Consider the following 26,358-nt stretch of genomic DNA (forward strand, 5'->3'; position numbering starts at 1 on the left):
ACGAAAAATGCCCGGGTCTTTTGGACTCGGGCATTTTTTTGCGCAGTGAAACCGGCGGGATCAGCCGCGGTATTCGCACAGGTAAGCGGTATCGACCGCGACCTTCAGCTGGAACTTGCTGTTGGCCGGAACGTTGAACTGGCTGCCAGCGGCGAAGGTTTCCCAGTCGCTGCTGTCTGGCAGTTTTACGCTCAGCGCGCCGGACACCACGTGCATGATCTCGCGCTGGCTGGTGCCGAATTCGTATTCGCCCGGGGCCATGACGCCAATGGTCGCCGGACCTTCAGCGGTGCCAAAGGCGATCGACTTGACGGTGCCGTCGAAGTACTCGTTGACTTTAAACATGGGCGGATTCCTCGAAAAGGGCTTAAAAGGGGGCGGCCAGTATGCACAAGGCTTTTCGCGCCGTCACGCGCCTATAGCGGCAGAACCAATGGCAACAACCGTGCAGTATTGCGGGCATCTTCCAGTGCTCGATGTTGTTGCCCGGAAAACTGCATGCCTGCCAGCTGCAACGCGGCGTTGAGCCCCAGTGGTCGCTCCAGGCGCCGGGCCTTGGCGAAGCGCTGTTTGAGGTTCATGTGCGGGACTTTGCTCAGGCGGCTGTCGATGTGCAGACGCTGCCACTCCTGCAGCAATTGCTGGCGATCGTAACCGCCCCAACTGGCCCAGCCTTCAAGGCGAGCCTGATGCTGCGCCAGCCAACGCTCAAAGGCCGGCCAGACTTCGCTCAGCGGTTGCGCCGAATCGATGTTGGCTTGGGTGATGTGTGTCAGCTCCCGACAGAACGGCGTCAGCAATGGCCGGCGGGTCGGTTTGACGAAGCGCTGGAAGTGATCCTGCTCGCGCCCGGCGCGGTCGACCAGGGTCGCACCGATCTCGATAATTTCCATTTCCGTGACCGGCCAGCCACCCTCGTCTGTGGTGGCTTCCAGATCTATGACCAGCCAATGGGGCATCGCAGGGTTCCTGATTTCCGCGTTCTGATTTATCAGAGCGTAGTCAAACCCCGCGCTTGTGCCCGGGCGACTACTCGACCTGCAACAGAACCTGACGATTTTTTACCTGATCGCCGACCTTCACTTGCACCCGCTTGAGCACGCCATCGATGCCGGCCTTCAACGGATGCTCCATTTTCATTGCCTCCAGTACCACCAGCAATTGACCCTTGCTGACCATACTGCCTTCGCTGACCAGCACATCGACAATGGCACCGTCCATCGGGGCTTTCAGGATGCCGGAGGCGACGCTGGTCTGACTGTCGATCGGCGCATGAGTTCGATCCTCCAGGCGCAGGCTGCCCGGATGGGTGAACAGCCAAAGCTGCCGATCGTGCAGACGATAGGCGTGACGCTGGCGCAGACCATCGACTTCGATGGTGATCGATTGCGCGGCGTGCTCAATGATTTTCACCTCCACAGTGCTTTCGCCAGCCTGCACGACCAACTCGCCGGTTTTGCGCGCCAGCACCGACAGCGTCCAGTCCTGTTCGTCACTGCCGAGTCGATAGTGCAACGGCACGCTGGCGTTGTTGCGCCAGCCATTCAACGGGGCGCGATGGTGCAGGGCGCTGGCCTGATAGAACAACGCCACGGCAATCGCCAGTTGCGCCGTCGTCGGTACGTAAGGGTTGAGGCAGGCATGGCTGGAAAAATGTTGCTGGATGAAAGCGGTGCTGAAATCGCCACTGATGAACTGCGGATGTTGCAGCAGGCCTTCGAGTAAGCGTTGATTGCTCTGCACGCCAAGCAGCACGGTGTCCTGCACCGCACGCAACAATTTGCGTCGCGCCTCTTCGCGGGTTGCGCCGTGGGCGATCAGTTTGCCCAGCATCGGGTCGTAGAACGGGCTCACCGACTGACCTTCAAGCAGACCGTGATCGATGCGCGCACCGTGATCCGACGCCGGTTGCCATGCGGCAATTCGGCCGGTTTGCGGGAGAAAATCCGCAGCGGGATCTTCAGCGTAGAGGCGTACTTCCATGGCGTGACCGTCGAGACGGATCTGCTCCTGCGTCAGCGGCAGCGGCTGGCCCTCGGCAACCAGCAACTGCCACGCGACCAGATCCAGCCCGGTGATCAATTCCGTCACCGGGTGTTCGACCTGCAGACGGGTGTTCATCTCCAGAAAGTAGAACTGCCCGCGCGCGTCGAGGAGGAACTCCACGGTGCCGGCGCCGACGTAATCCACCGCGCGCCCGGCCTTGAGCGCCGCTTCGCCCATGGCCTGGCGCAGCTCGGCGGTCATCACCGGGCACGGCGCTTCTTCGATGACTTTCTGATGGCGGCGCTGGATCGAGCAATCGCGTTCGCCGAGGTAGACCAGGTTGCCGTGCTGGTCGCCGAACAGCTGCACTTCGACGTGGCGCGGCTCGATCAACGCCTGTTCGAGAATCAGTTCGTCACTGCCGAAACCGTTCAGCGCTTCGGAGCGCGCGGTGCGCAGTTGCGCCAGCAGATCGCTGGCCTCGTGCACCAGACGCATGCCGCGTCCACCACCACCGGCGCTGGCCTTGATCATCAGCGGATAACCGATGCGCTCGGCTTCGGCCAACAGGGTCGCATCGTCCTGCGCTGCGCCTTGATAGCCGGCAATGCACGGCACGCCCGCGTCGAGCATGGCGATTTTCGACAGGCGTTTGCTGCCCATCAGTTCGATGGCTTCGACGCTGGGGCCGATGAAAACCAGCCCTGCCTCGGCGCAGGCGCGGGCGAAATCGGCGTTTTCCGAGAGGAAGCCGTAGCCGGGGTGAATCGCATCGGCACCGCTGCGCCGGGCGGCGTCGATGATCGCCGCAATGTTGAGGTACGACTGCTGCACCGGCGCCGGGCCGATGTGCACGGCCTGATCGGCCATTTGTACATGCAGCGCATCGGCGTCGGCGTCGCTGAACACGGCGACGGTGCGATAGCCCAGCGCTTGGGCCGTGCGCTGGATGCGGCAGGCGATTTCACCGCGGTTGGCGATCAGGATTTTGTGGAGGGTGGGCATGGGCTATTTCCTCAGAAGTTGCGTCGCAGGTGCTGGCCTCTTCGCGAGCAAGCTCGCTCCCACAGAGATTTGTAAGTGATCCAGATCCAATGTGGGAGCGAGCTTGCTCGCGAAGCTTTCAGATAGCCCACCGCGGTTTACGCTTTTGCATAAAGGCCAAGGTGCCTTCGATCCCTTCGTCTCCAGTCACTGCCGCGCTGAACCACTGCGCCGCCTCATCAAGCAACTCACTCGACGGCTGTCCGGCACTCGCCAGCAACAATGCTTTGGTCGCGGCATTCGCTTCGGGTGCGCAGCGCAGTACCTGTTGCAAGACCTCATCCAGTCGCTCGGCCAGCGCCTGGGCATCCTGTTCAACGAAATGCACCAGCCCCAATCGCTGCGCCTCGGCGCCATCGAAACGCGCCGCCGTCAGCGCGAGCCGGCGGGTTTCGGTCAAGCCAATCCGCTGTACCACAAACGGTGCGATTTGCGCCGGGATCAGGCCAAGGCTGGTTTCCGGCAAGCCGAACTGCGCCTTGTGATCGCTAATCGCAACATCGCTGACGCAGGCCAGGCCGAAGCCGCCGCCGAGCACGGCGCCTTGCAGCACCGTGATCAGCACCTGCGGCGTGTGCTGGGCTTCCTCCAGCAACGCACCGAACGCCCGGTTCAAATCGCGATAAGCCTCCGCGCCTTGAGCACGGGCATTGGCCATGTCCTTGATGTCGCCCCCGGCACAAAAATGCCCGCCGGCACCGCTGAGCACCATGGCCCGCACTGTGCGGTCATCGTGCACCGCCGTCAGCACCGCGCGCAGTTCGGCGACCATTTGCAGGCTCATCGCGTTGCGGCTGTCCGGGCGGTTGAGGGTGATGTGCAGCACGCCGCCATGCAGTTCCAGCAACAGCGTCTGGCAATCGGGCAGGGGGCTCATTTCTTTTTCCCCGGCAGGATGCCCATCAGTTTGCAGATGATCCCCAGCATGATCTCGTCGGCGCCGCCGCCAATCGATACCAGACGCACATCGCGATAGGCGCGGGCCACCGGGTTGTCCCACATGAAGCCCATACCGCCCCAATATTGCAGGCAGCTGTCGCTGACTTCACGGCCGAGGCGTCCGGCCTTGAGCTTGGCCATCGACGCCAGGCGCGTGACGTCCTGGCCTTTGATGTACTGCTCGGTGGCCTGATAGACCAACGCGCGCAGGCATTCGATTTCGGTCTGCAATTCGGCGAGACGGAAGTGGATCACCTGGTTGTCGATCAGCGCGTTACCGAAGGTCTTGCGCTCCTTGCAGTACTCGATGGTGCTGTCGATGCAATATTCCAGGCCCTTGATCATGTTCGCGGCGCCGAACAGGCGTTCTTCCTGGAACTGCAGCATCTGCATCATGAACCCCGCGCCTTCGTGGCCGATGCGATTGCGCTGCGGCACGCGCACGTTGTCGAAGAACACCTGCGCGGTTTCCGAGCTGCGCATGCCGAGCTTGTCCAGGTGCGAACTGAGGCTGATTCCCGAAGTGTTCATCGGCACCATGATCAGCGACTTGTTGATGTGCGGCTTGTCGTCCGAGGTGTTGGCGAGCAGGCAGATGAAATCGGCGCTCGGCGAGTTGGTGATCCACATCTTGCTGCCGTTGATCACGTAGTCATCGCCGTCCTTGCGCGCCGTGGTTTTCAGCCCGGCGACATCGGAACCGGCGCCGACTTCGGAAACGCCGATGCAGCCGACCTGTTCGCCAGTGATCGCCGGCCGGAGGAATTCTTCGCGCAGTTCATCGGAGCCGAAACGCGCCAGCGCCGGTGTGCACATATCGGTCTGCACGCCGATCGACATCGGAATCCCGCCGCAATGAATGGTGCCGAACTCTTCGGCGGCGACAATCGAATAGCTGTAGTCGAGGCCCATGCCGCCGAATTTTTCCGGCTTGGAAATGCCCAGCAGACCCAGCTCACCGGCCTTGCGGAAAATTTCGTGGATGGGAAAGCGTCCGGCCTTTTCCCACTTTTCGACGTGCGGGTTGATCTCGTGCGTGACGAACTGGCGGACGGTGCGGCGCAGGGCTTCGTGTTCCGGGGTGAAGATCATTGTTGTTGTTCTCCGTAGGATCCGTGGCGGTCAGAAGCGGCTGACGCCGAAGCTGTTGGGTTGCAGCGTGCGCATGTCGGCTTCGTGGCAGATATCCAGCAAGTAACCGAGCAGGGTGCGGGTGTCCCGCGGATCGATCAGGCCGTCGTCCCACAGGTTGGCGCTGCCGTACAGTGCGGTGGATTGACTGTCGAGTTTCTGCGCGGTCATCTGTTCGAGCATGTCGAGCATTTTCGGATCCGGCTCGATGCCGTCCTTGAGCTGTTTGGCTTCGGTAACGATGCGCAAGACCTTGCCGGCCTGAGCGCCACCCATCACTGCCGTGCGGCTGTTGGGCCAGGCGAAGATGAAGCGCGGATCGAGCCCGCGTCCGCACATGGCGTAGTTGCCGGCGCCGTAGGAACCGCCGACGACAATGGTCAGTTTAGGCACTCGTGCGTTGGCCACCGCCTGGATCAGTTTCGAGCCGTGCTTGATCACCCCTTGCTGTTCCGATTCGGTGCCGACCATGAAACCCGTGGTGTTATGAAAAAACAGCAGTGGTGTCTGGCTCTGGTCGCACAACTGGATGAATTGCGCCGCCTTGCTCGCACCTTGCGGGGTGATCGGGCCGTTGTTGCCAATAAAGCCGCAGGCGCGGCCCTGGATTTTCAACTGGCCACAAATGGTTTGCTGATCGAACTCGCCTTTGAATTCGAGAAAGTCCGACTCATCGGCAATCCGCGCGATGATTTCGCGCACGTCGTAAGGCTTTTTTGCATCGTCCGGGATCAGCCCGAGCAGTTCGTCGATGGGGTAAAGCGGTTCTTTGAATTGCGGCTGCGGCAGCCACGGCAGCTGCTCGTTCCAGGGCAACATGCGCATGATGTCGCGGACCTGGCGTATGCCGTCAGCGTCGTTTTCGGCGAGATATTCGGCAGTGCCGGCGACCTGCGCGTGCATCTCGGCGCCACCGAGTTCTTCATCACTGGCCACTTCGCCGGTCGCTGCTTTGAGCAATGGCGGGCCGGCGAGAAACAGCTTGGCCTTGCCGCGCACCACCACCACGTAATCCGACAATCCCGGTTGATAGGCGCCGCCTGCGGTGGCCGAGCCGTGTACCACGGTGATCTGCGGCAAACCCATCGCTGACATGCGCGCCTGATTGGCGAAACTGCGCGCGCCTTCGACAAAAATCTCCGCCGCGTAGTTGAGATTGGCACCGCCGCTTTCGGCGAGGGTGATCATCGGCAGTTTGTTTTCCCGCGCGATCTGTTGCAGGCGCAGGGATTTTTTCAGGCCGCTCGGCGAGATCGTGCCGCCCTTGATCGCGCTGTTGTTGGCGACCACCATCGCGCGGATGCCGCAGACATAACCGATCCCGGCAATCAGCCCGCCACCGGCCGAGCTGCCGTCCTTGTCGTCGTGCAATTTATAGCCGGCGAGGCTGGCCAGTTCGAGGAACGGCGCGCCGGGGTCGAGCAGCAGGTTCAGGCGTTCGCGGGGCAACAGTTGCCCGCGTTTGCTGAATTTGTCTTTGGCTTCGGCGGCCTTGTTCAACAGGTTCTGTTCGAGCTGCTGCACCTGCTCGATGGCGGCGAGCATGGCCGCGCGGTTGCGCGCGAACGCTTCGCTGTGCGGATCGAGTTGCGACTGAATCTGCGCCATGGCTTATTCCTTGTCCTTGAGCACGTCGGGACGCAACACTTCTGGTAAATACGCGCGGTGAAAACCGTTGAACGATTCGCTGTGGCTGGCCTTGTGCAGCGGCCAGGCGCGACTGCCGAGGCTGGCGGCGCCGTCGATTTTCACTGTGGTGCCGCTGATGAATGCCGCCGCCGGGCTGAGCAGAAACACGATTGCCGCGCTGACTTCCGATTCGGTGCCGATACGCTTGAGCGGCACATGCTCGCGCAGGGTCGGAATCACCGCTTTGAATGCGCCCTCGTAAGTGTCCATGCCGCTGGAGGCGATCCAGCCCGGCGCCACCGCGTTGACCCGGACCCCGGCGTAACCCCACTCGAACGCGGCAGTCTTGGTGAAGTTGTCCATGCCCGAACGCGCCGCGCCCGAGTGGCCCATGCCGGGCATGCCGCCCCACATGTCGGCAAGCATGTTGACGATGCTGCCGCCGTGTTTGCTCATCGACTGGTTGAACACTTCGCGGGCCATCAGAAAACCGCCGACCAGATTGGTGCGCAGCACGGTTTCGAAGCCCTTCTGATTGATCGAGGCCAAGGGCGACGGGTATTGGCCGCCGGCGTTGTTGACCAGGCCGTGGATCGGCCCGTGTTCGGCGATCAGCTCTTTGACCAATTGCTTGACCGCTTCTTCATCGCGGATATCGCAGGCCTTCCAGTGCGCGCGGCCGCCGTCCTCGGCGATTTCGGCGGCGACCTTTTCGAGTTTTTCCGGCTTGCGCCCGACCAGCAGCACATTGGCGCCGAGCGCTGCCAGTTCATGGGCGGTGCAGCGACCGATGCCGCTGCCGCCGCCGGTGACAATCAGGTTCTGGCCGCTGAACAGATCGGCGCGAAAAATCGACGCGTAAGCCATGCACACCATCCTCTAGTCGAGCTGTTCGGCGATGCTCTGCGGCACCGGGATCTGGATTTCCAATAGTTGCTGGGCGAAGGCTTTGCCTTGCGGGTCGATGCGCAGACTGGCGACACCGCCACCGCCGAGGGCGTTTTCCAAAAGAAAGTTGAGGCTGTGGGTGCCGGGCAGATACCAGCGTTCGACACGCCCGAGAAGCGGATCGAGGACGTGGCGCATCCAGTCGACCACCACCGAGGTGGTGAGCGCTTCGGCGATCCACGGCAGGTAATCGGGATGACGCGGCATCACGCCGATATTGCTGTGGTTGCCCTTGTCGCCGGAGCGCGCCACCGCCAGTTTCACCAGCGGCACACTGGCATCGGCGCGGCCCTGGGGTTTGGGTGGCTGATGGGCGAGCGGCAAATCTGCGCTGTCGAGGGCCACTGGGTCGGGGAGGGCGCACGGATGACGTTCGCCTGCGATGTCGACTTGCAGGTCGCAGGCGCTTTTATCGACGAGGAACGAGAACAAGCGGATGACTGGGTACACGGTCGGACGTCCGCCGACGATGCCGGTCAAACCGGGCGCCATACCGGTCGCGGCCTGGGCGATCTCTTTGGAAAACAGCACCAGCGCGCGTTTGTCGGGATGGCGCACGGCGATTTTGATCACCACTTCACGGCTGTCGCGGCGCTGGCCGTGGGGGCCGTAGGTGGCTTCGCTGCCGAGCAGTTCGACATGGGTTTCGCTGTACGGCGCCCAGCCGCGCAGGCTGAACATCTCGGCGGTCTTGTCGATGATCGCCTGACTGACCCGCCGCGCCTTGTCCACCGCGTCGATGCCGGCCATCAGGCAACTGGCGGTGCAGCGAAAACCGTCCGGGTACGTGGCGCTGACCTTGTATTTGTCGCTGGGCGGCAGGCCTTTGGCACCGTGCACCTGCACGACGTTTTTGCCTTGTTGCTGAAGTTTGACCTGAGTGAAATCGCAGATCACATCGGGTAACAGATAGGCCTGCGGATCGCCGATTTCGTAGAGCATCTGCTCTCCGACGGTCAGCGGCGTGACCAGGCCGCCGGAGCCTTCGGGTTTGCTGACGAGGAACTGGCCATCGGCGCTGACCTCGACGATCGGAAAACCGATGTGCTCGTAATCCGGCACCTCGCGCCAGTCGGTGAAATTACCGCCCGTGCACTGTGCGCCGCATTCGATGATGTGCCCGGCCAACGCGGCCTGAGCGAGTTTGTCGTAGTCGTGCCACGACCAACCGAACTCGTGCACCAGCGCCGCGCTGACCACGGCGCTGTCGACCACCCGGCCGGTGATGACAATGTCGGCACCCAGGCGCAACGCTTCGACAATCCCTGGCGCGCCGAGGTAGGCGTTGGTCGACACGCACATGCGCGGAAGTGGCGCGCCGCTGAACATTTCGCGGATGTCGGCGGGGTTTTTGAGCTGTCCTTGCAAGTCGTCGCCGAGCAACACGGCAATCTTCAGCTGGACTCCAGCCTGATCGCAGGCCGCTTGCAGGGCCGCTGCGCAAGCCTGCGGATTGACCCCACCGGCATTGCTGATCACGCGGATGTTCTGTTCGGCCAGTTGCGTCAGCAGCGGCGCCAGCACTTCGATGAAATCGCTGGCGAACCCGGCCTGTGGGTCTTTAAGACGCGCACCAGCCATGAGCGACATGGTGATTTCGGCCAGATAATCGAAGACCAGATAATCGAGGTTTCCCCCCGTCACCAGTTGGGCGGCGGCGGTGCAGGTGTCGCCCCAGAAAGCACTGGCGCAGCCGATTCGCACGGTGGTTGGCATTTTTATCTCCGACTCAGGGACCTGCGACAGAAGTGTCTGGAGGCTACCAAGCAAGCGCTTGGTTTGTAAACAGGCGAAACATTCTTCTGCCCAAGCGCTTGCTTGGTGCCCGCGCGCGGCTTAAATTGCGCGCAACCCTGCGGTTACAGGGGGCAACACACTGATCGACTGTAGGAGAGAACGGGTGGACGAGCAAAAAGCCCTGCGGGTCATGCGCGAACTGGTCGACCAGGGCCAGTTGACCGACCCGGACAGCGCCCGCGGCAAATTGCTGCAAGTGGCGGCTCACCTGTTTCGCAACAAAGGCTACGAGCGCACCACGGTGCGCGATCTGGCCAGCGCTGTGGGCATTCAGTCGGGAAGCATTTTTCATCACTTCAAAAGCAAGGATGAAATTCTCCGCGCGGTGATGGAGGAAACCATCCGCTACAACACCGCGCTGATGCGCGCAGCCCTGGCCGAAGCCGGCGAAGTGCGCGAGAAAGTGCTGGCGCTGATTCGCTGCGAATTGCAGTCGATCATGGGCGGCAGTGGCGAGGCGATGGCGGTGCTGGTGTACGAATGGCGCTCATTGTCCGAAGACGGCCAGGCTAAAGTCCTTGCTTTGCGTGACGTTTATGAAGACATCTGGCTGCAGGTTCTGGGCGAGGCCAAGGACGCCGGCTATATTCGCGGCGACGTTTTTATTACCCGACGTTTCCTTACCGGCGCACTGTCCTGGACCACCACCTGGTTCCGTGCCGGCGGCAGTTTGAGCCTCGATCAGCTCGCCGATGAAGCGCTGATTCTGGTCCTCGAAGCGCGTTGAACGGTTGTCGGACCGGCCGACAAACTGGCTAAGTCGGCGAAACCGCCTAGCTTGAATGCATTGATCGCTATTTTTTTCGGGGAGTGGGGTGTTTTGAAGTCTTCGCCAATTCGGACAGCCGCCGGGCTGATGCTCGCTGCGCTGGCTGCGTTATGGGTATTGCCCGCTCAGTCAGCGCAATTGGTCCGGGTCGGCGCCGCGCATTTCCCGCCTTATACGATTCGCCCGGAAAACGGCGCCGATACCGGCCTGTTGCCGCAATTGATCGAGGCGCTGAACCGCTCGCAAAGCGACTATCAGTTCGTCCTGGTGCCAACCTCGATCCCGCGCCGTTTCGGTGATTTCAAGCAGGGCCGCATCGATATGGCGATCTTCGAGAACCCCGAGTGGGGCTGGAAGGACATTCCCCACGACGACGTCGACATGGGCCTGGAAGACGCCGAAATCTTCGTCGCACAACGCGAAGACGGTCGCCAGCAGAATTACTTCTCGAGCCTGTCGGGCAAGCGTCTGGCGCTGTTCAGCGGTTATCACTACGAATTCGCCAACTTCAATGCCGACCCGAAATTCCTCGCGCACAACTACAACGCCACGCTGACCTATTCCCACGACAGCAACCTGCTGATGGTCCTGCGCGGGCGCGCCGACATTGCCTTGGTCACCCGTTCCTATCTGTTCGATTACCTGCTGCGCAACGAGAAGGTCCGCGATGAGCTGTTGGCGTCGCAGCGTACCGATCAGATCTATCACCATTACGCGATTCTGCGGCCAAGCGCTCCGATCACCGGCGACGCCTTCGGCAATCTGTTGCAGCGTCTGCGTGACAATGGCGAATTGCTGAAGATTTTCGAGCCTTACAAGATTGCCGTGGTGCCCGTGCCGCATCACTGAAGCGCTGTTTTCGTCCCGCGCTTAAATTTCCCCTCCCGGCTCACGTCACTTCGTTGAACTGTCGACGATTACGTGAGCCCGACCCATGTCCAATCTGAATGACCTGACTGCCCTGGCGTTGCCCTCGGGCAGTCGATTGATCGCTGATGCTACCGAGAGCCGACTGAGCCTGAGCCTGGACGGGCAACCGCTGATTCGGCTGCGCCTGGACCGCGAGGCCAATGGCCCGATTCAGCTTGATGAACGTTTTGCCCTGCCGCCCGGGCAAGCCTTGTGGGCCGCCTGTTATTGGTTGTTCGCCCGTGATCCGGCGTGCCAGCAATTGACCTGGCAACTCGATCAGCCGCCGACCGAAGCCTTGCGCAGTGGTCTGCTGATCAATACCGAAGTCGCCGGCGAGTATCGCTGCGAGCGCACGCTGTTCTGGCAATTGCCGCAGCCGTGGCTGGGCACTTCACTGACCGGCAGCTATCCGCAGCAAATGGTCATCAGCCACGGCAAGCGCCATCCGCTGCGACCGGTGAAGCCGCGCGGTGAAGTCTATCGGCGTTTCGATGCGCGGCTCGGCGCGTGGATTTCCTTGCGAACGCTGGAAATCGAGGAAGATCTGTCGCGCTTCAATCGCTGGCAGAACAGCCCGCGCGTGGCGAGTTTCTGGCAGGAGGAGGGCAGCCTTGAGCAGCATCGCGAATATCTCAGCAAGCTCGATGGCGATCCGCACACATTGACGCTGATTGGCTGTTTCGATGATCAGCCGTTCGCTTATTTCGAAGCCTACTGGGCCAAGGAAGATCGTATCGCGCCGTTCTATGATGCCGACGATTACGACCGTGGCATTCACATGCTGGTCGGCGAGGAGAGTCATCGCGGCCCACACAAAGTGGCGAGCTGGTTATCGGCACTGGTGCATTACCTGTTTCTCGATGATCCACGCACCCAGCGCGTGGTCGCCGAGCCACGTGCCGACAACGCGAAGATGATCGGACATATGCACAACCAGTGCTTTCACTGCGAGAAGGAATTCGATTTTCCGCACAAGCGCGCGGCATTGATGATTCTGGGGCGGGAGCGGTTTTTTGATCGGTGCAAGCTGGCCTGATGCGTTCGGCTTCGGTATTGCGTTGAGTCTGAGGCCGCTTTCGCGAGCAGGCTCGCTCCCACACTGGGTTTGTGTTGTTCATCAAACCCTGTGGGAGCGAGCCTGCTCGCGAATGGCTTGACGCAGAATCCGGATCCTAACGACGACCCGCAATCACTGCATCCCGCCGACTGCCCGACACCTTGCGGCAGTGCACCAGCGCATCACGAATCATGAAGTTGACCAGGGTGGGCGATACGCCCAGTTCCTTGGCGATGTCTTTCTGCGGCACGCCGTGCAAGCGGTACATCTCGAAGGCATAGCGGGTGCGGCTGGGCAGTTCGGTCAGCGCATCGGCGATGTGTTCGAGGGTCGAGAAGTTGATGTGCGAAGTTTCCGGCGAAGCGCCCTGAATCACCACGTTCAAGCCTTCCTCTTCCGGGCCTGAGTATTTCTGTTCGAGCGCCTGCTTGCGGTAGTGATCGATGGCGAGGTTGCGCACGATCTGGAACAGGTAGCTCAGCTGAGCCTTGATCGACGACGTGATCGGCGGCGCCGATTGCAGTCGGAAAAACGCATCCTGAACCACGTCTTCGGCACGAGACCTGCAACCGGTAATGCGGGCTGCAATCTTGACCAGAATCAGTCGATTGTCGACGAATGCCTGAAGTAGCGGTGAATCGCACCTGCTTGTGGATACTTGTTCCGTCATGGAAATCACCTTGCTGCCAATAGGTTAGTGGGAGGGCCTCGGGGGACGGCGCCGTCCTACACATCGAGCGACAAATTATGTTGAATGATAATGATTGTCAAATGAGAAAGAGAGGTATTGCTGTAAGGCGATGTGTTTTGCCAACTGCGACACGCCGCCGCACCCCAGCCCCGCTGGACGTCGCGCCTGCCGACTAATTATTTCCCCACTCCATCCGTTCTCATTGGTGAATGGCCCGGGTGCAGATCCCCGGCCTCAGCGCATTCCGATGCCTTGCGCGGTCGGCACAGACCGCGCCCCGCACGCCTCTCGACAGGTGTGACGCAGCCACCCGATTCCACTTGCAAGCCGAATTCAGGCAGGAAACCTCATGACCGACGCGTTCGAACTTCCCAGCACCCTGGTCCATGCCCTCAAGCGTCGCGCGGCCCTGACGCCGGACCGACTGGCCTTGCGTTTTCTCGCCGAAAACCCGGAGCAGGCTGTGGTGCTCAGCTATCGCGAACTCGATCAACGCGCGCGCACCATCGCCGCTGCGTTGCAGGCTCAGGCTGGATTCGGTGAGCGTGCGGTGCTGCTGTTTCCCAGTGGCGCGGATTACGTCGCGGCGTTTTTCGGTTGCCTGTATGCCGGTGTGATTGCGGTGCCGGCCTATCCGCCGGAATCCGCGCGTCGTCATCATCAGGAGCGTTTGCTGTCGATCATCGCCGACGCCGAGCCCACGCTGTTGCTGACCAGCGCCGACCTGCGCGATGCCTTGCAACAAATCGACGGCGCGCCGCCGCTGTTGTGTGTCGACACCCTCGACAGCGCACTGGCCGAACAGTGGGTTGAACCGAGCCTGCCGGCCGAGCACATCGCCTTTCTGCAATACACCTCTGGCTCCACCGCGCTGCCCAAGGGTGTGCAGGTCAGCCATGGCAATCTGGTCGCCAACGAACTGCTGATCCGTCGCGGTTTCGGGATCGACGTCAATCCGGACGACGTCATCGTCAGTTGGTTGCCGCTGTACCACGACATGGGTTTGATCGGTGGTCTGCTGCAACCGATTTTCAGCGGCGTGCCGTGCATTCTGATGTCGCCGGCGTACTTCCTCGGCCGGCCGTTGCGCTGGCTGGAAGCGATTGCCGAGTACGGCGGCACCATCAGCGGCGGCCCGGATTTCGCCTATCGCTTGTGCAGTGAGCGGGTCAGCGAATCGGCCCTTGAGCGCCTCGATCTGAGTCGATGGCGCGTGGCCTATTCCGGCTCCGAGCCGATCCGCCTCGACACCCTCGAGCGCTTCGCCGAGAAATTCGCCGCCTGCGGTTTCAGCGACAACAGCTTCATGGCCTCGTACGGTCTGGCCGAGGCGACCCTGTTTGTCGCTGGCACACCGCGCGGCAACGGCATCCCGGCGCTGCGTGTGGACGATCAGGCGCTGGCGCAAAACCGCGCCGAGCCGGGCGACGGCAGCGCGATCATGAGCTGCGGCATCAGCCAGCCTGAGCACGCGGTGCTGATCGTCGAACCGAATACCCTCGAAGAACTCGCCGATAACGCCGTCGGCGAAGTCTGGGCCGCCGGCCCGAGCATCGCCCACGGTTACTGGCGCAACCCCGAAGCCAGCGCCAAGACCTTCGTGCAGCACGCCGGCCGCACCTGGTTGCGCACCGGCGACCTGGGTTTTATCCGTGCGGGCGAGTTGTTCGTCACCGGGCGCCTGAAAGACATGCTCATCGTCCGTGGCCATAACCTCTACCCGCAGGACATCGAGCAGACCGTCGAGCGCGAAGTCGAAGTGGTGCGCAAGGGCCGCGTGGCGGCGTTCGCGGTCACTCACAACGGCGAAGAGGGCATCGGCATTGCTGCGGAAATCAGCCGCAGCGTGCAGAAAATCCTCGCGCCAGATGCGCTGATCAAAGCCATTCGCCAAGCCGTGGCCGAGGCGTATCAGGAGGCGCCAAGCGTGGTGGTGCTGCTCAATCCGGGCGCGTTGCCGAAAACCTCCAGCGGCAAACTGCAGCGCTCGGCGTGCCGCAATCGTCTGGCTGATGGCAGCCTCGACAGTTACGCGCTGTTCCCTTCGATCACAGCGGCAACGGAAACCGCGACCAGCAGCACTTCGGATCTTGAAGCGTTGATCGGGCAAATCTGGGCCGAGCAACTCAACGTCAAGCAGGTCAGTGGCGACGACCATTTCTTTCTGCTCGGCGGCAACTCGATCGCTGCCACGCAAGTGGTGGCGCGGGTTCGCGAAGCACTCGGTGTCGAGCTGAGCCTGCGCCTGCTGTTCGAAGCGCCAACCCTCTGCGCTTTCGCCGCCGCTGTGGCGCAGCTAAAACAGGACGGCGGCAGCGCTCAAGGTCCGATCAGCACCTTGTCGCGCAGTGAGCCGATGCCGCAGTCGCTGGCACAAAACCGTCTGTGGATCACCTGGCAACTCGATCCACAGAGCAGCGCCTACAACATTCCCGGCGGCCTGCGCTTGCGTGGCGAACTGGATGAAGACGCCCTGCGCGCCAGCTTCCAGCAACTGATCGAACGCCACGAATCTTTGCGCACACGTTTCTTCGAGCGCGACGGCGTGGCATTGCAGCAAGTGCTCGCTGATGCCGAATTCAACCTGCAACTGATCGACATCAGCGACCTGCCAATGGCCGAGCGTGAAGCCCGTGCCGAGCAGATTCGCGAAGACGAGGCGCGCACTCGGTTCGATCTGGAAAAAGGCCCGCTGCTGTCGGTGACACTGGTGCGTCTCGATGACGAAGAACATCAACTGCTGGTGACCCTGCACCACATCATCGCTGACGGCTGGTCGCTGAATATCCTCCTCGATGAATTCTCGCGTCTCTACGCGGCGGCTACCCAAGGTGCGCCGGCGACACTGGCAGCGCTGCCCACGCATTACGCCGATTACGGCAACTGGCAGCGGCAATGGTTGGCGCAAGGCGAGGGCGAGCGGCAACTGGCGTACTGGAAAGCGCAGTTGGGCGAAGAACATCCGCCATTGGAACTGGCCACCGATCACCCGCGCTCGGCCAGACACAACCACAGCGCCGCACGCTACAACGTGCGCTTGAGTAGCAAACTCAGCGAGGCGATCCGCCAGACCGCGCAGGCTCACGAAGCCACGCCGTTCATGCTTCTGCTCGCTGCGTTGCAAAGTTTGCTGCACCGCTACAGTGGTCAGCGCGACATTCGCATCGGCGTGCCCAACGCCAACCGTCCGCGCCTGGAAACCCAAAGCCTGATCGGCTTCTTCATCAATACCCAGGTGTTGCGTGCGCAAATCGATTCGCGCCTGACATTTGCCGAGTTGCTGAACCAGACCCGCCAAGCCGCACTCGGCGCCCAGGCCAATCAGGATCTACCGTTCGAACAACTGCTCGAAGCTTTCCCGCAGGCCCGCGAACAGGGACTGTTCCAGGTCATGTTCAACCATCAGCAGCGCGACCTCAGTGCGCTCAAGCGCCTGCCGGGTCTGCTCGCCGAAGAACTGCCGTGGCACAGCCGCGAGGCCAAGTTCGATCTGCAATTGCACAGCGAAGAGGATCGCAACGGTCGCCTGAGCTTGTCCTTCGACTACGCCAGCGAACTGTTCGACGCCACGACCATCGAGCGCCTGGCCGAGCATTTCCATAATCTGCTCAGCGAGGTCTGCGAACAGCCAAAGCAGGCCATCGGCGATCTGCGCTTGCTGACGGCCAGCGAGCAGAATCAGCAGAAGGACTGGAGCGTCGCTCCGTGCACCCCGGCGCAACAATGGCTGCCGGAACTGCTCGAGCAACAATTGCGCAACACCCCGCAACGCACCGCGCTGGTGTGGGACGGCGGTAGTCTGGATTTTGCCGAGCTGCACGCGCAAGCCAACCGGCTCGCCCATTACCTGCGCGACAAAGGCGTTGGCCCGGACGTGTGCGTGGCCATCGCCGCCGAGCGTTCGCCGCAACTGCTGATCGGTCTGCTGGCGATCATCAAGGCCGGCGGCGCCTATGTGCCGCTTGATCCGGATTATCCGGCCGAACGTCTCGCGTACATGCTCCGCGACAGTGGCGTCGAATTGCTCCTGACCCAGACGCAATTGCTCGAGCGTCTGCCGGCCAGCGATGGCGTCAGCGTGATCGCCATGGATGCGCTGCACCTGGATAAATGGCCGAGCCAGGCACCGGGACTGCGACTGCACGGCGACAACCTCGCCTACGTGATTTACACATCGGGTTCCACCGGGCAACCGAAAGGGGTCGGCAACACCCACGCCGCGCTGGCCGAGCGCCTGCAATGGATGCAGGACACTTACCGTCTCGACGAAACCGACGTGCTGATGCAAAAAGCGCCGATCAGTTTCGACGTCTCGGTGTGGGAATGCTTCTGGCCGCTGATCACCGGCGCGCGTCTGCTGCTTGCCGCCCCCGGCGAGCACCGCGACCCGCATCGCATCGCGCAACTGGTTCAGCAATACGGCGTGACCACGCTGCACTTCGTCCCGCCGCTGCTGGCGCTGTTCATCGACGAGCCGCTGAGTGCCGAATGCACCAGCCTGCGCCGGCTGTTTTCCGGCGGTGAAGCCTTGCCCGCCGAGCTGCGCAACCGGGTACTGGCGCAATTGCCAGCGGTGCAATTGCACAACCGTTACGGGCCGACTGAAACCGCAATCAACGTCACTCATTGGCACTGCACAACTGTCGATGGTGAGCGCTCGCCGATTGGCCGGCCGCTGGGCAATGTGGTCTGCCGCATTCTCGATGCCGATCTCAATCCAGTGCCGGCGGGCGTGGCGGGCGAGTTGTGCATCAGCGGCATCGGTCTGGCGCGTGGTTATCTGGGGCGTCCGGCGTTGACCGCCGAGCGTTTTGTCGTCGATCCACTGGGCGAGCAGGGTGCCCGTTTGTACCGCACCGGCGACCGTGCGCGCTGGACCGCTGATGGCGTGATCGAATACCTCGGCCGTCTCGATCAGCAGGTCAAACTGCGCGGCTTTCGCGTCGAACCGGAAGAAATCCAGGCGCGACTGCTGGCGCAAAATGGCGTCGCCCAAGCCGTGGTGCTGGTGCGCGAAACCGCTGCCGGTGGGCAACTGATCGGCTACTTCACGGCGAGCGATGCGCAGGAAAATGCCGACGAACAAATCGCTCGACTGAAGAACGCTTTGGCCGCTGAGCTGCCGGAATACATGGTCCCGGCGCAACTTTTGCGCCTTGACGCGATGCCGCTGAGTCCCAGCGGCAAACTCGACCGCCGCGCCTTGCCCGAACCGCAATGGCAGGTGCGTGAACACGTCGAACCGGTCAGCGAACTGGAGCAACAAATCGCCGCGATCTGGCGCGAAGTGCTCGGTCTGAAGCAGGTTGGCCTGCGTGATGATTTCTTCGCCCTCGGCGGTCACTCGCTGCTGGCCACGCAAATCATTTCGCGCACACGTCAGGCCTGTGACGTCGAACTGCCGCTGCGCACACTGTTCGAGCACAGCGAACTGGGCGAATACGCCGAACAGATTCGCCTGATCCAGGTCAGCGGCCGCACCAACCAACAGTTGCCGATCGCAAAAATCGACCGCAGCCAAGCGGTGCCGCTGTCCTATTCGCAGCAGCGCATGTGGTTCCTCTGGCAGATGGAACCGGACAGCCCGGCTTACAACGTCGGCGGCATGGCGCGCTTGCGCGGCGCGCTGCATGTCGAGCATTTCGAGGCGGCGTTGCAGGCACTGATCCTGCGCCACGAAACCCTGCGCACTACGTTCCCCAGCGTTGACGGCGTCGCCCGCCAACAGGTGCATGCCGAGACCGGCGTGCGCATGGGCTGGAAGGATTTCTCGAGCCTGCCGGCAGAAGTCCGGGAGCAACAAGTGCAACAACTGGCCGATGCAGAAGCGCACCAGCCGTTCGATCTGGAAACCGGTCCGTTGCTGCGTGCCTGCCTGGTCAAGACTGCCGAGCACGAGCATTACTTCGTCCTGACCTTGCACCACATCGTCACCGAAGGCTGGGCGATGGACATCTTTGCCCGTGAACTCAGCGCGCTGTATGAAGCGTTCGTCGATGAGCGCGAATCACCGCTCGAGCCGCTGCCGGTGCAATACCTCGACTACAGCATCTGGCAGCGTCAGTGGCTGGAGTCCGGCGAGCGCCAGCGCCAGCTCGATTACTGGACCGCGCAACTCGGTCGCGAACACCCGCTGCTGGAACTGCCCGGCGACCGTCCGCGTCCACCGGTGCAGAGCCATCAGGGCGAGCTGTTCCGTTTCGATCTGAGCGACGATCTCGCTGCGCGGGTGCGGGCGTTCAATGCGCAAAACGGTCTGACCCTGTTCATGACCATGACCGCCGCGCTCGCCACATTGCTCTACCGCTACAGCGGCCAGACCGATCTGCGCATCGGCGCACCGGTGGCCAACCGCATCCGCCCGGAGAGTGAAGGGCTGATCGGGGCGTTTCTCAACACCCAGGTGCTGCGTTGCCAGCTCGACGGGCAGATGTCGGTCGGCGAACTGTTCGAGCAGGTGCGCCACACCGTGATCGAAGGCCAGGCCCATCAGGATCTGCCGTTCGATCATTTGGTCGAAGCCTTGCAGCCGCCACGCAGCGCGGCTTACAACCCGCTGTTCCAGGTGATGTGCAACGTGCAGCGCTGGGAATTCCAGCAGAGCCGCACCCTCGCTGGGATGACTGTCGAGTATCTGGCCAACGATGCGCGGGCGACCAAATTCGATCTCAATCTGGAAGTCACCGACCTCGACCATCGCCTCGGCTGCTGCCTGACTTACAGCACCGATCTGTTCGACGAACCGACCATCGAACGCATGGCCAGGCATTGGCGCAACCTGCTTGAAGCGTTGATCGCTGATCCGCAGCAACGCCTCAGCGAACTGCCGTTGCTCGACAACACCGAGCAACAGCACCTGCTCGACAGCCTTGGCGTCGAGCCGGGCGAACATCGTCTCGACCAGTGCATCCATCATCTGTTTGCCGAACAGGCACTGGCGCGCAAAGACGCACCAGCACTGACTTTCGCTGGGCAGACCCTGAGCTACGCCGAACTCGATGCCCGGGCCAATCGTCTGGCCTGGGCGCTGCGTGAGCGCGGCGTCGGCCCGCAAGTGCGGGTCGGTCTGGCGCTGGAGCGTTCGCTGGAAATGGTCATCGGCCTGCTGGCGATTCTCAAGGCTGGCGGCGCCTATGTGCCGCTGGATCCGGAGTACCCGCTCGACCGTCTGCATTACATGATCGAAGACAGCCGCATCGGTTTGCTGCTCAGCGATCGGGCGATGTTTCAGGCCCTGGGTGACTTGCCGTCAGACGTGGCGCGCTGGTGTCTGGAAGATGACAGCCCGGGATTGGCCGACTACCCGGCCAGCGAGCTGCCGTTTATCAGCCTGCCGCAGCATCAGGCCTACTTGATTTACACCTCGGGCTCGACCGGCAAACCGAAAGGCGTGGTGGTCTCCCACGGCGAAATTGCCATGCACTGTCAGGCCGTGATCGAACGGTTCGGCATGCGCCCGGACGACTGTGAACTGCATTTCTATTCGATCAACTTCGACGCCGCCACCGAACGTTTGCTGGTGCCGCTGCTCAGCGGTGCGCAGGTGGTGCTGCGGGCGCAAGGGCAGTGGGACGCGGAAGAAATCTGCGGCTTGATTCGTGCGCATCGGATCAACGTCCTCGGCTTCACGCCGAGCTACGGCAGCCAGTTGGCGCAGTTCCTTGCCACGCAGAATGAAGTCCTGCCGGTGCGCATGATCATCACCGGCGGTGAAGCGCTGACCGGCGAGCATCTGCAGCGCATCCGCGCGGCGTTCCAGCCAGCGCAGTTCTTCAACGCCTACGGCCCGACTGAAACCGTGGTCATGCCGCTGGCCAGTCTGGCGCCGCAGGTACTGGAAGAGGGCGCTGGCAGTGTGCCGATCGGCAGCGTGATCGGCGCGCGGGTCGCGTACATTCTCGACGCCGATCTGGCCTTGGTGCCGCAAGGCGCGACCGGTGAATTGTTTGTCGGCGGCGCCGGTCTGGCTCAGGCCTATCACGACCGTCCGGGCATCAGCGCCGAGCGTTTTGTCGCTGACCCGTTTGCCGCTGAAGGCGGGCGCATGTACCGCACAGGCGACCTGGTGCGCCAGCGTGCCGATGGTCTGGTCGAGTATCTGGACCGGATTGACCATCAAGTGAAAATCCGTGGCTTCCGCATCGAGCTGGGCGAAATCGAAACGCGCCTGCTCGATCACCCTTCGATCCGCGAAGCGGTGGTGCTGGCGCTGGATGCGCCGAGTGGCAAGCAGTTGGTGGGTTACCTCGTTACCGATGTCGCCGGACACGGCGAAGCGCAACAGGCTGAACTGCGCGAAGCGCTCAAGTCGCACCTCAAGGCGCAACTGCCGGACTACATGGTGCCGACCCAGCTGATGCTGCTGGCAAGCATGCCGCTGACCGCCAACGGCAAACTCGACCGCCGCGCCTTGCCGGCGCCCGATCCCGAGTTGAATCGTCAGGACTATGTGGCGCCAAGCAATGAGCTGGAGCAGACCCTGGCGCAGATCTGGTGCGATGTGCTTAACGTCAAGCAGGTCGGCCTCAACGATAACTTCTTCGAACTCGGCGGTGACTCGATTCTGTCGATTCAAGTGGTCAGCCGCGCGCGTCAGCAGGGCATTCATTTCAGCCCGCGCGACCTGTTCCAGCATCAGACCGTGCAGACGCTCGCCGCCGTTGCCAGTCGCACCCAGCAAGTGACGGCCGAGCAAGGTCGGGTGGACGGCGAATCGCGCCTGACGCCGATTCAGCACTGGTTCTTTGATACGGTCATTCCCCAGCGCCAGCACTGGAATCAGGCGCTGTTGCTGGAACCGACCGCGCGCCTCGAGCCGCAACGATTGCAGCAAGCCTTGCTGGCCGTGATCGAGCAGCACGATGCGCTGCGTCTGCGTTTCACTGAAACCGATGATGCATGGCAAGCAACGCATCAAGCACTGACGAATGAGGATGTGCTCAGGCAAGTCAGCGTCGAGTCGCTGGACCGGTGCGAAGCCCTGTTCGCCGACGCGCAACGCAGCCTGAATCTGCAAAACGGCCCGTTACTGCGCGCGGTGCTGGTCGATGTTGCGGATGTTCAGCAACGCCTGTTCATCGCCATCCACCACTTGGTGGTCGACGGCGTTTCCTGGCGCGTGCTGCTGGATGATCTGCAAACCGCCTATCGCCAGCTCGACGCTGCGCAGCCGCTGAAACTGCCGGCGAAAACCAGCGCCTTCAAGGACTGGGCCGCGCGTTTGCAGGCCTACGCCGGCAGCGAATCCCTGCGTGAAGAACTCGGTTGGTGGCAAGCGCAACTGGCCGGGCCAAGCGCCGATCTGCCTTGCGAACACCCGCAGGGCGGCAGGCAGAATCGCCATGCGCAAACCATCAGCGTACGCCTCGACGCCGAGCGCACCCGGCAGTTGCTGCAACAGGCACCGAGCGCTTATCGCACTCAGGTCAACGACCTGCTGCTGACCGCGCTGGCTCGGGTGCTGTGCCGCTGGAGCGGCCAGCCCTCGGCACTGATTCAACTGGAAGGCCACGGTCGCGAAACCCTGTTCGACGAGATTGATCTGACCCGCACCGTCGGCTGGTTCACCAGCGCCTATCCACTGCGCCTCACCCCGCACAACATCGAAGAGGCCGCCGGGCAGGGCGCTTCGATCAAGGCGATCAAAGAACAATTGCGCGCCGTTCCGCATAAAGGTCTCGGTTATGGCGTGTTGCGTTATCTGGCCGATGACGGCTGCCGCCAGAGCATGGCTGCGCTGCCGCAGGCGCCGATCACTTTCAATTACCTCGGCCAGTTCGACCAGAGCTTCGGCAGCGATGCGCTGTTCCGTCCTCTCGATGAGCCAATCGGTGCAGCCCACGATCCGCAGGCGCCGTTGCCCAACGAGCTGAGCGTCGACAGTCAGGTTTACGGTGGTGAACTGCTGCTGCGCTGGACTTTCAGTGCCGAGCGTTACGAGGCGCAAACCATTAACGATCTGGCCGCCGCCTACCTCGGTGAGTTGCAAAGCCTGATCGCCCATTGTCTGCAAGACGAGGCCGGCGGCCTGACACCGTCGGACTTCCCGCTGGCGAAACTGACTCAGGCGCAACTCGATGCGCTGCCGGTGCCGGCCGCGCACATCGAAGATGTCTATCCGCTGACGCCGATGCAGGAAGGCATGCTCCTGCATACCTTGCTCGAGCCGGGCACCGGTCTGTACTACATGCAGGATCGATATCGCATCAACAGCGAGCTCGACCCCGAGCGTTTCGCCCAGGCCTGGCAAGCGGTGGTCGCTCGTCATGAAGCATTGCGCGCTTCGTTCTGCTGGAACGTTGGCGAAGACATGCTGCAAGTGATTCACACGCCGGGGCGCACGCCGATCGAGTATCTGGACTGGAGCGCCGTCGCCGAAACCGAGCAGGAACCACAGCTGCAAGCGCTGCTGAAAAGCGAGCGCGAAGCCGGGTTCGATCTGCTCAATCAGGCGCCGTTTCACCTGCGCCTGATCAAGGTCGGCGCGGCGCGCTACTGGTTCATGATGAGCAACCACCACATCCTCATCGACGCCTGGTGCCGTTCTCTGCTGATGAACGACTTCTTCGAGATCTACACCGCCCTCGGTGAAGGTCGTGAAGCGCAGTTGAGCGTGCCGCCGCGTTATCGCGACTACATCGGCTGGCTGCAACGCCAGAGCCTGGCCGAGGCGCGGCAGTGGTGGCGGCAGAATCTGCAGGGGTTCGAGCGTACTACGCCGATCCCGAGCGACCGGCCGTTCCTGCGCGAACACGCCGGTGAAAGCGGCGGCATGATCGTCGGCGACCGTTACACCCGCCTCAATGTCGAGGACGGTGCACGGCTGCGGGAATTGGCGCAGGCACATCAACTGACCGTCAACACTTTCGCCCAGGCTGCGTGGGCATTAGTCCTGCGACGCCTGAGCGGCGATCGCGACGTGCTCTTCGGCGTCACCGTGGCCGGGCGGCCGGTGGACATGCCGGAAATGCAACGCACCGTCGGCCTGTTCATCAACAGCATCGCCCTGCGCGTGAAGATGCCGGCGGACGATCAGCGCAGCAGCGTGCGTCAATGGCTCAGCGCTTTGCTCGACAGCAACATGCAACTGCGCGAGTACGAATATCTGCCGCTGGTGAATATCCAGGAACAGAGCGAATTGCCCAAAGGCCAGCCGCTGTTCGACAGCCTCTTCGTCTTCGAAAACGCCCCGGTGGAAGTCTCGGTGCTTGATCGTGCACAGAGCCTTAATGCGACCTCGGATTCCGGTCGCACCCATACCAACTTCCCGCTGACGGCGGTGTGTTACCCGGGCGATGACCTTGGCCTGCATTTGTCGTATGACCAGCGTTACTTCGACGAGTCGACGGTCGAGCGCATGCTCAGTGAGTTCAAGCGCCTGCTGCTGGCGCTGGTCGACGGCTTCCATGGCGACATGGCCGATTTGCCGCTATTGGGCGACGAAGAACGCGACTTCCTGTTGCACGGTTGCAACCAGAGCGGCCACGACTATCCGCTGGAGCAAAGCTACGTGGCGTTGTTCGAAGCGCAGGTTGAAGCGCATCCGCAGCGCATCGCCGCCAGTTGCCTCGAGGAGCAATTGAGCTATGCCGAACTGAACCACAACGCCAACCGCCTCGGCCATGCCCTGGTCGCTGCCGGCGTGCGCATGGATCAACCGGTGGCGCTGCTGGCCGAGCGTAATCTCGACCTGCTCGGCATGATCATCGGCAGCTTCAAGGCCGGTGCCGGTTACCTGCCGCTGGACCCGGGTCTGCCGAGCCAGCGCCTGAGCCGCATCATCGAGCTGAGCCGCACGCCGTTGCTGGTGTGCAGCGCAGCCTGCCTTGAGCAGGCGCAGACCTTGCTCGAAGAGTTTGGCTGTTCGAATCGCCCGCGCCTGCTGGTGTGGGAAGAGGTCCAGGCGTCGGCCGCAGCGACGCACAATCCGGGCATCCACAGTGGCCCGGACAATCTCGCCTATGTGATCTACACCTCGGGTTCGACCGGCCTGCCAAAAGGCGTGATGGTCGAGCAGCGCGGCATGCTCAACAACCAGTTGAGCAAACGCCCGTACCTCGACTTGAGCGCGGCCGATGTGATCGCGCAGACCGCCTCGCAAAGCTTCGACATTTCCGTCTGGCAGTTCCTTGCCGCGCCGTTGTTCGGCGCGCGGGTCGACATCGTACCGAATGCGATTGCCCACGATCCGCAAGGTCTGCTGGCGCATGTACAGGCGCAGGGCATCACCGTGCTGGAAAGTGTGCCGTCGCTGATTCAGGGCATGCTCGCCGCTGATCACATGAGCCTTGATGGTTTGCGCTGGATGCTGCCCACCGGCGAAGCGATGCCGCCGGAACTGGCCCATCAATGGCTGCTGCGTTACCCGGACATTGGTCTGGTCAATGCTTACGGCCCGGCGGAATGCTCGGATGACGTGGCGTTCTTCCGTGTCGACATGGCTTCAACGCGCGGCAGTTACTTGCCGATCGGCACGCCGACCGACAATAACTTGCTGTTCCTGGTCGATGGCGCGCTGGAACTGGTGCCTTTGGGCGCGGTGGGTGAACTGTGCGTGGCTGGCATCGGTGTCGGTCGCGGCTACGTCAGCGATCCGCTGCGCACCGCGCCGGTGTTTGTGCCGAATCCGTTCGGCGCGCCGGGCGAACGCCTGTACCGCACCGGTGACCTGGCACGGCGCCGCACCGACGGCGTGCTGGAATACGTCGGCCGCGTCGATCATCAAGTGAAGATTCGCGGTTACCGTATCGAGCTCGGTGAAATCGAAGCGCGCCTGCATGAACAACCGGAAGTGCGCGACGCGGCGGTGGGTGTGCAGGAAGGCGTCAACGGCAAGCATCTGGTGGGCTACCTGGTCGCGGCCGATGCAGCGCTCAATCCGGGAGAGCGTCTGGAACGGATCAAGCAACGCCTGCGCACCGAACTGCCGGAATACATGGTGCCGCTGCACTGGCTATGGCTGGAGCAGATGCCCCTGAATGCCAACGGCAAACTCGACCGCAAAGCCTTGCCAACGCTGGAGATCGGTCAGTTGCAGAGTGCGGATTATGTAGCGCCGCGCAACGAGCTGGAACAGACCCTGGCTGATATCTGGGCTGAGGTGCTGAAAGTGGAAAAGGTCGGCGTGCGCGACAATTTCTTCGAACTGGGCGGGCATTCGCTGCTGGCTACGCAAATTGCATCGCGGGTACAGAAAGCCCTGCAACGCAACGTGCCGCTGCGCGCGATGTTCGAGTGCAGCACGGTAGAGGAACTGGCTGAGTACATTGATGGATTGGCGGCCAGTGATATTACCGAGGAGAAGGTTGATCGGTTGAATGATCTGATGGCGGAGTTGGAGGGGTTGTAGTTCTTCGGCGTCTGGGCCGGCCTCTTCGCGAGCAGGCTCGCTCCCACACGGGATCTGTGGTGAACACAAATCCCCTGTGGGAGCGAGCCTGCTCGCGAATAGCGTCT

13 protein-coding genes are annotated in these 26,358 nt (G+C 62.2%); 4 read left to right on the forward strand and 9 right to left on the reverse strand.

Annotated features, from left to right (window positions below; all coding sequences use genetic code 11):
* Positions 1–60 precede the first annotated feature (60 nt).
* The 8 genes from PspCFBP13508_RS25905 to PspCFBP13508_RS25940 form a co-directional block, all read right to left on the reverse strand.
* Entirely contained in the window at positions 61–345 is a 285-nt protein-coding gene (locus PspCFBP13508_RS25905) for a pyrimidine/purine nucleoside phosphorylase (RefSeq protein WP_039759849.1), read from the reverse strand.
* A gap of 71 nt (positions 346–416) precedes the next feature.
* Positions 417–959, reverse strand: coding sequence for an exonuclease domain-containing protein (locus PspCFBP13508_RS25910; protein ID WP_137216158.1), 543 nt, complete (start codon positions 957–959; stop codon positions 417–419).
* Between the two features lie 70 nt (positions 960–1,029).
* Entirely contained in the window at positions 1,030–2,991 is a 1,962-nt protein-coding gene (locus PspCFBP13508_RS25915; protein WP_137216159.1) for an acetyl/propionyl/methylcrotonyl-CoA carboxylase subunit alpha, read from the reverse strand.
* A 118-nt stretch (positions 2,992–3,109) separates the two neighbouring features.
* The gene (locus tag PspCFBP13508_RS25920) at positions 3,110–3,907 is read right to left on the reverse strand and encodes an enoyl-CoA hydratase-related protein (protein WP_137216160.1); all 798 of its coding nucleotides are present in this window, start codon (positions 3,905–3,907) and stop codon (positions 3,110–3,112) included.
* Positions 3,904–5,061, reverse strand: coding sequence for a citronellyl-CoA dehydrogenase (gene atuD / locus PspCFBP13508_RS25925; RefSeq protein ID WP_137216161.1), 1,158 nt, complete (start codon positions 5,059–5,061; stop codon positions 3,904–3,906). Before atuD ends, PspCFBP13508_RS25920 begins: the two co-directional genes overlap by 4 nt.
* A gap of 30 nt (positions 5,062–5,091) precedes the next feature.
* The gene (atuC, locus tag PspCFBP13508_RS25930; RefSeq protein WP_137216162.1) at positions 5,092–6,708 is read right to left on the reverse strand and encodes a geranyl-CoA carboxylase subunit beta; all 1,617 of its coding nucleotides are present in this window, start codon (positions 6,706–6,708) and stop codon (positions 5,092–5,094) included.
* A 3-nt stretch (positions 6,709–6,711) separates the two neighbouring features.
* On the reverse strand, positions 6,712–7,596 hold the full coding sequence (locus PspCFBP13508_RS25935) for an SDR family oxidoreductase (protein WP_122700113.1): 885 nt from the start codon (positions 7,594–7,596) through the stop codon (positions 6,712–6,714).
* A gap of 12 nt (positions 7,597–7,608) precedes the next feature.
* Positions 7,609–9,393: an acyclic terpene utilization AtuA family protein gene (locus PspCFBP13508_RS25940; RefSeq protein WP_137216163.1), complete on the reverse strand. Its 1,785-nt coding sequence runs from the start codon at positions 9,391–9,393 to the stop codon at positions 7,609–7,611.
* A 184-nt stretch (positions 9,394–9,577) separates the two neighbouring features.
* On the opposite strand from PspCFBP13508_RS25940, the gene PspCFBP13508_RS25945 reads away from it, so the two are divergent.
* The 3 genes from PspCFBP13508_RS25945 to PspCFBP13508_RS25955 all read left to right on the forward strand — a co-directional run bounded on the left by PspCFBP13508_RS25945 (position 9,578) and on the right by PspCFBP13508_RS25955 (position 12,191).
* A complete protein-coding gene (locus PspCFBP13508_RS25945) occupies positions 9,578–10,201 on the forward strand; it encodes a TetR/AcrR family transcriptional regulator (protein ID WP_137216164.1) in 624 nt (207 codons plus the stop codon).
* A 93-nt stretch (positions 10,202–10,294) separates the two neighbouring features.
* Complete coding sequence (locus PspCFBP13508_RS25950; protein WP_130912581.1) at positions 10,295–11,092, forward strand: transporter substrate-binding domain-containing protein; 798 nt, start codon at positions 10,295–10,297, stop codon at positions 11,090–11,092.
* Positions 11,093–11,177: 85 nt separating this feature from the next.
* Positions 11,178–12,191 carry a GNAT family N-acetyltransferase gene (locus tag PspCFBP13508_RS25955; protein ID WP_137216165.1) on the forward strand — a complete coding sequence of 338 codons (1,014 nt, stop codon included), beginning with the start codon at positions 11,178–11,180 and terminating at the stop codon, positions 12,189–12,191.
* A 136-nt stretch (positions 12,192–12,327) separates the two neighbouring features.
* On the opposite strand, the gene PspCFBP13508_RS25960 is transcribed toward PspCFBP13508_RS25955, so the two are convergent.
* Positions 12,328–12,882: an RNA polymerase factor sigma-70 gene (locus tag PspCFBP13508_RS25960; protein WP_008088195.1), complete on the reverse strand. Its 555-nt coding sequence runs from the start codon at positions 12,880–12,882 to the stop codon at positions 12,328–12,330.
* A gap of 370 nt (positions 12,883–13,252) precedes the next feature.
* On the opposite strand from PspCFBP13508_RS25960, the gene PspCFBP13508_RS25965 reads away from it, so the two are divergent.
* Positions 13,253–26,251, forward strand: coding sequence for a non-ribosomal peptide synthetase (locus PspCFBP13508_RS25965; RefSeq protein ID WP_137216166.1), 12,999 nt, complete (start codon positions 13,253–13,255; stop codon positions 26,249–26,251).
* Positions 26,252–26,358 lie beyond the last annotated feature (107 nt).

Origin of the sequence: Pseudomonas sp. CFBP13508 (assembly GCF_005233515.1) — a bacterium.
In the GTDB taxonomy this organism is placed as follows: Bacteria; Pseudomonadota; Gammaproteobacteria; order Pseudomonadales; family Pseudomonadaceae; genus Aquipseudomonas; species Aquipseudomonas mercuritolerans.

What these genes read in the sequence shown, in the direction of transcription:
- PspCFBP13508_RS25905 (WP_039759849.1), bottom strand. Translation starts at nt 345, where the DNA reads ATGTTTAAAGTCAACGAGTACTTCGACGGCACCGTCAAGTCGATCGCC.
- PspCFBP13508_RS25910 (WP_137216158.1), bottom strand. Translation starts at nt 959, where the DNA reads ATGCCCCATTGGCTGGTCATAGATCTGGAAGCCACCACAGACGAGGGT.
- PspCFBP13508_RS25915 (WP_137216159.1), bottom strand. Translation starts at nt 2,991, where the DNA reads ATGCCCACCCTCCACAAAATCCTGATCGCCAACCGCGGTGAAATCGCC.
- PspCFBP13508_RS25920 (WP_137216160.1), bottom strand. Translation starts at nt 3,907, where the DNA reads ATGAGCCCCCTGCCCGATTGCCAGACGCTGTTGCTGGAACTGCATGGC.
- atuD (WP_137216161.1), bottom strand. Translation starts at nt 5,061, where the DNA reads ATGATCTTCACCCCGGAACACGAAGCCCTGCGCCGCACCGTCCGCCAG.
- atuC (WP_137216162.1), bottom strand. Translation starts at nt 6,708, where the DNA reads ATGGCGCAGATTCAGTCGCAACTCGATCCGCACAGCGAAGCGTTCGCG.
- PspCFBP13508_RS25935 (WP_122700113.1), bottom strand. Translation starts at nt 7,596, where the DNA reads ATGGCTTACGCGTCGATTTTTCGCGCCGATCTGTTCAGCGGCCAGAAC.
- PspCFBP13508_RS25940 (WP_137216163.1), bottom strand. Translation starts at nt 9,393, where the DNA reads ATGCCAACCACCGTGCGAATCGGCTGCGCCAGTGCTTTCTGGGGCGAC.
- PspCFBP13508_RS25955 (WP_137216165.1), top strand. Translation starts at nt 11,178, where the DNA reads ATGTCCAATCTGAATGACCTGACTGCCCTGGCGTTGCCCTCGGGCAGT.
- PspCFBP13508_RS25960 (WP_008088195.1), bottom strand. Translation starts at nt 12,882, where the DNA reads ATGACGGAACAAGTATCCACAAGCAGGTGCGATTCACCGCTACTTCAG.
- PspCFBP13508_RS25965 (WP_137216166.1), top strand. Translation starts at nt 13,253, where the DNA reads ATGACCGACGCGTTCGAACTTCCCAGCACCCTGGTCCATGCCCTCAAG.